Annotated in this window: 1 protein-coding gene and 1 pseudogene; both read left to right on the forward strand. The window is 73.4% G+C overall.

Going from position 1 to position 1,016, the window contains the following annotated elements:
- A partial coding sequence (locus ACFW2E_RS37250; RefSeq protein WP_384473579.1) for a methyltransferase domain-containing protein occupies nt 1-683 on the forward strand: 683 nt, incomplete at its 5' end.
- 42 nt (nt 684-725) lie between these two features.
- Nucleotides 726-893: pseudogene (locus ACFW2E_RS37255) on the forward strand (hydrophobic protein); the annotation flags it as partial.
- Nucleotides 894-1,016 lie beyond the last annotated feature (123 nt).

The following is a 1,016-nucleotide window of genomic DNA, read 5'->3' on the forward strand; positions in this document are numbered from 1 at the left end:
GGCCGCTCCCGGCCCCCCCGCGGGGCCCCGCCCGGGCGGGCCCCCCCCCCCCCGGCCGGGGGCCCGGCGTCGACCACGCCCCGGGCGCGCCGCCCCCGGCCCGCCCCACCGCCGCCGGACGGGGCCTGACGAACGTGGACTTCGCGGTCGCCGACGTGCACGCCCTCGACTACCCCGACGACACGTTCTGTGTGGTCCACGCCCACCAGGTGCTGCAGCACGTCGGCGACCCGGTGCGGGCGCTGCGCGAGATGCGGCGGGTGACGAGACCCGGCGGGTTCATCGCCGTCCGGGACTCGGACTACGCGGCGATGACGTGGTATCCACAGCTGCCGGGGATGAACGACTGGCTGGACCTGTACCGCCGGGTCGCCCGCGCCAACGGCGGTGAGCCGGACGCCGGGCGGCGGCTGAAGTCCTGGGCACTGAGCGCCGGGCTCACGGACGTCACGGCCACCTCCAGCACCTGGACCTTCGCCACGCCGGAGGAGCGGGCGTGGTGGAGCGGACTGTGGGCGGACCGCACCATCGCCTCGGCGTACGCCGACCGCGCCACCGAGGGGGGTCACGCCAGCGCCGCACAGCTGCGGGCCGTCTCCGAGGCCTGGCGGGAATGGGGGAAGCGGGAGGACGGCTGGTTCGCCGTGCTGCACGGAGAAATCCTGTGCCGCAAGGAGGCCTGATTTCCCGATTACGGGAAAACCGGAGGGCAGGAGGAGCTCACTATGGTTCCGATCCTGCTGGTTCTGCTTCTCGTGCTGATTCTCTTCGGTGCCGGATTCGCGGTGAAACTGCTCTGGTGGATCGCGCTCGCGATTCTCGTGCTGTGGCTTCTGGGGTTTGTGGTGCGCGGCGGCAGCGCCTCGGGAGGAAGGGGCCGCTGGTACCGGTGGTGGTTGTTACAACCGACGACCTCAACAACCCGCGCACGGACCCCCCCGCCGCCGCCCGGCAGGTTCGGGTCCACGCGGGCCCCTCCGCGCAGCACTGCCGGCCAGACCGCGCCGGCTCCGCCA

The organism is Streptomyces sp. NPDC058964, from assembly GCF_042741275.1.
Lineage (GTDB): Bacteria > Actinomycetota > Actinomycetes > Streptomycetales > Streptomycetaceae > Streptomyces.